This is a genomic window from Mesorhizobium sp. M2C.T.Ca.TU.002.02.1.1, from assembly GCF_003997225.1.
Genome location: NZ_RZTO01000714.1, coordinates 1 through 3230, shown reverse-complemented (window position 1 = coordinate 3230; position 3230 = coordinate 1). Strand labels below are relative to the sequence as shown.

General features: G+C 65.7%; 5 protein-coding genes. 1 reads left to right on the top strand and 4 read right to left on the bottom strand.

Annotated elements, in window-relative coordinates; genetic code table 11:
• Positions 1-558 (top strand): SMP-30/gluconolactonase/LRE family protein (locus EOD07_RS28140; protein WP_206519577.1); only part of this gene is annotated, 558 nt, incomplete at its 5' end.
• A gap of 14 nt (positions 559-572) precedes the next feature.
• On the opposite strand, the gene pqqE is transcribed toward EOD07_RS28140, so the two are convergent.
• The 4 genes from pqqE to EOD07_RS28120 all read right to left on the bottom strand — a co-directional run.
• Positions 573-1718, bottom strand: coding sequence for a pyrroloquinoline quinone biosynthesis protein PqqE (gene pqqE, locus EOD07_RS28135; protein WP_127237710.1), 1146 nt, complete (start codon positions 1716-1718; stop codon positions 573-575).
• On the bottom strand, positions 1715-2011 hold the full coding sequence (pqqD, locus tag EOD07_RS28130) for a pyrroloquinoline quinone biosynthesis peptide chaperone PqqD (protein WP_127237709.1): 297 nt from the start codon (positions 2009-2011) through the stop codon (positions 1715-1717). The genes pqqE and pqqD overlap by 4 nt, the downstream gene beginning before the upstream one ends.
• Positions 2008-2766, bottom strand: coding sequence for a pyrroloquinoline-quinone synthase PqqC (gene pqqC / locus EOD07_RS28125; protein ID WP_127237708.1), 759 nt, complete (start codon positions 2764-2766; stop codon positions 2008-2010). The genes pqqD and pqqC overlap by 4 nt, the downstream gene beginning before the upstream one ends.
• Positions 2763-3230 (bottom strand): MBL fold metallo-hydrolase (locus EOD07_RS28120; protein ID WP_245470522.1); only part of this gene is annotated, 468 nt, incomplete at its 5' end. The genes EOD07_RS28120 and pqqC, both read right to left, overlap by 4 nt.

Genomic DNA, 3230 nt, shown 5'->3' with positions numbered 1-3230 from the left:
ATGGAGCGCTTCGCTTCATCCGGCATCCGCGTGCCGAACTATCCGGTGATCGACGAGGCGAGGAGCTGGTTCTACGTGTCTGACAGTGTGGGCGAGGACAAACGTTCGGGCATCTTCCGCTACGATCTCAAAACGGGCGAGGGCGGCCTATGGTGCCGGGAAGCGATGTCCTTCGCCAACGGCATGGCCATGGCGCCGGACGGCAACGGGCTTTATGTGGTCGAGAGCGAAGCGCCCTGCATCAGCTATGTGCCGATCCTCGCCGATGGTGCGGCAGGGGCCCGACAGGTGGTCGTCGAAGACGTGCGCAATGTTCCGGACGGGCTCGCCTTCGCCCCCGACGGCTCGCTGCTCATCTCATGCTACGAGCCGAGCCGCATCTATCGCTGGCGAAAGGACAAGGGTCTCGAAGTGCTGATCGAGGATCCGGCGGCGACGACGCTGGCGCATCCCACCAACATCGCCTTCAAGGGCGACAAGCTCTATACTGCGAACCTCGGACGCTGGCACATCACCGAGATCGATCTGGCGGCGATTCCGGGCTTGAGCGGCGCTTAGACCCGCCGCGGCCGTCATCGGCGGGCAGGCTCAAGAGCGCGTGTCGGGTCGCGTTGTGGCGAGCCGATCCGCCGGAAAATGAAGCTTTCATTTCCCTCCGGCGCTGCCTCTGCCTGCGCCGCGTCGGTCAGCGTCGCCATGCGCGCGTGGATCGGCGACTTGACGCAGGCCGGATCCGTTGCGGCGGCATCGCCAGCAATCGCCATCGCCTGACACCTGCAGCCGCCCCAATCGATCTCGCGGCGCTCGCAGCTTCGGCACGGCTCGCGCATCCAGTCGGTGCCGCGGAAGGCGTTGAAGGCCGGTGAGTCGGTCCAGATTTCGGCGAGCTTGCGGTCTCCGAAGCGCTCGAAGCGGAGCGAGGGAATCGTCTGGGCGGCATGGCACGGCAACACGGTGCCGTCAGGAGCCACCATGAAGGCGTCGCGCGCCCAGCCGCCCATGCATGGCTTGGGGTAGATGGCGAAATAATCCGGCGTGACGAAATCGATGGTCATGATGCCGGCGAGCCTTTCGCGCGCCGCCGCGACGATGTCCGCCTGCCGGTTGACCGCCGCCAGGTCGGGCATCAGCCTGTCGCGGTTGGCGAGCGCCCAACCGGCATATTGGACGTTGGCGATCTCGAGCCGCTCCGCATCCAGCGAAAGGGCGAGGTCGATGAATTCCGGCACTTCCTCGATATTGTGTCGATGGACCGGCGCGTTGATGGTGAGGGGGAGCCCGGCCGCGCGGGCGCGGCGTGCCGTCTCCAGCTTCTTCTCGTGGCTGCCCTGATGGTTGCCGATACGGTCGGTGGTCACCGGGCGGGCGCCCTGGAAGCTCAGTTGGAAATGGTCGAGACCGGCTTCGGCAAAGGCCTCGATGCGGCCTTCGGCAATGCCGACGCCGGCGGTGATGAGGTTGGTGTAGACGCCGCGCGCCGAAAGCCCGGCGATCAATTGCTCGAGGTCGCGGCGGAGCGTTGGTTCGCCGCCGGAAAGATGCACCTGCAGCACGCCGAGATCGGCGGCCTGCGAGAAGAGATCGAGCCAGGTCTGCGTGTCCAATTCGCGGTCGGCCTTCAGCAGTTCGAGCGGGTTGGAGCAATAGGGACACTGCAGCGGGCAGCGATGCGTCAGTTCCGCCAGCATGCCGATCGGAGGCAGAATGGGCTCGCTCATAGCTTCACCAAGAGCTTGTCCGACCATTCCTGCAGGAAGGCGACGACGTCGGCCGCCACGTCCTGCGGATCCGCGTCATAGTCGGCCGCAAGATCGGCGATGATGCGCTCGACGCTGGACCGGCCGTCGCAGCGGCGCAGAATGTCGAGGCTGATCTCGTTCGGCCAGAACACCTTCTCCGGCGAAAGCACGGCGAAGGCCTGCCGCACGGGGTCGTGCTGTATGCGCACATGCCTGGGCAGCGATGGCACCGACCGCGGCGATACGATGGCTCTTTCGCGCAGCGCCGTCATTGGGCCGCCTCCGGGCGGAAGGCGCCGGGCGGTATGTTCCCCGGCGCGCCATAGGCATGCTGGAGCGCATCGAGCATGGCCCAGAGTATATCGCATTTGAACACCAGCGCATCGATCGCCTGCTGCTGGCGTTCGGCTGTGTCGGCATGGACGAGCACATAAGCGAGGGCGAAGTCGGCGTCGCGCGAAGCCTGTTCGGGCCGCCGGCTGAAATAAGCCAGCGTGTCCTCGGTGATGTAATCGTATTTCGCCAGCATCGCCGGGACCCGCTCGCCGATGATGGTCGGCGAGAACATCTCGGTCAACGACGATGCGACCGACTCGAGCAGCGTCCGGTTCGTGCAGAAGGAAAGATAGGCGCCGACGGCGAAACGGGTCGCCGGCAGCGCCAGCCTTTCGCTCTTGACGGCTTCGGCATCGAGGCCGAGCGAAGTCGCCAGATGCAGCCAGCGCGCGATGCCGCCGCTCCAGCCGTCCTCGCCGTCATGATCCTCGATGCGCTTGCGCCAGGCGGCTCGGAACGCCGGATCTTCGGCATGTGCCAGGATCATGGCGTCCTTGCGCGGAATGACGGCCTGGTAGCAATAGCGGTTCAGCGCCCAGGCCTGCATTTCGACTTTCGACAGGGCGCCGCCGGTCATCCTGTGATGGAAAGGATGGCGGTTGTGGTAGCGCTCGTCGCCCACCTGCCGCAGCACGGCTTCGAGCCCGCTCTTGGAGAGGCCACCTCGGGCCGCGTCGTGGAAATCGCTCAAAATTCCATCTCCATGCCGTCGGCGGCGACTTCCCAGCCAGCCGCCTTGATCGCCGCGTGTTCGGCGGAATTCTCGTCCAGAACAGGATTGGTGTTGTTGATGTGGATGAAGATGCGGCGACCGATCTTCACATCGGCCAGGCCGGCGATCGAACCCGCTTCTCCCGACATTGCGATGTGCCCCATGCGTGCGCCGGTTTTCTGGCCGACACGGGCGGTGATCATCTCGTCGTCCGTGTAGACGGTGCCGTCGAACAGAAGGCAGGCGGCGTCCGCCAGGCGCATGCGCAGCGCGGCGTCGATGCGCGCGCAGCCCGGAACATAGAAAACGGCGCCGCGACCGTCGGCCCCGCTGATGCGGACGCCGATCGTGTCGCCCGTGTCGGAGCTGAAGTCGGCGCCGGGATCGCCTCCTTGCTCGAGATAGAGCGCGACCTTGCCTGGCACCGGAAAGCTGCCGACGAC

Coding starts and splice junctions, on each gene's coding strand:
- pqqE (WP_127237710.1), bottom strand. CDS start 1,718: ATGAGCGAGCCCATTCTGCCTCCGATCGGCATGCTGGCGGAACTGACG.
- pqqD (WP_127237709.1), bottom strand. CDS start 2,011: ATGACGGCGCTGCGCGAAAGAGCCATCGTATCGCCGCGGTCGGTGCCA.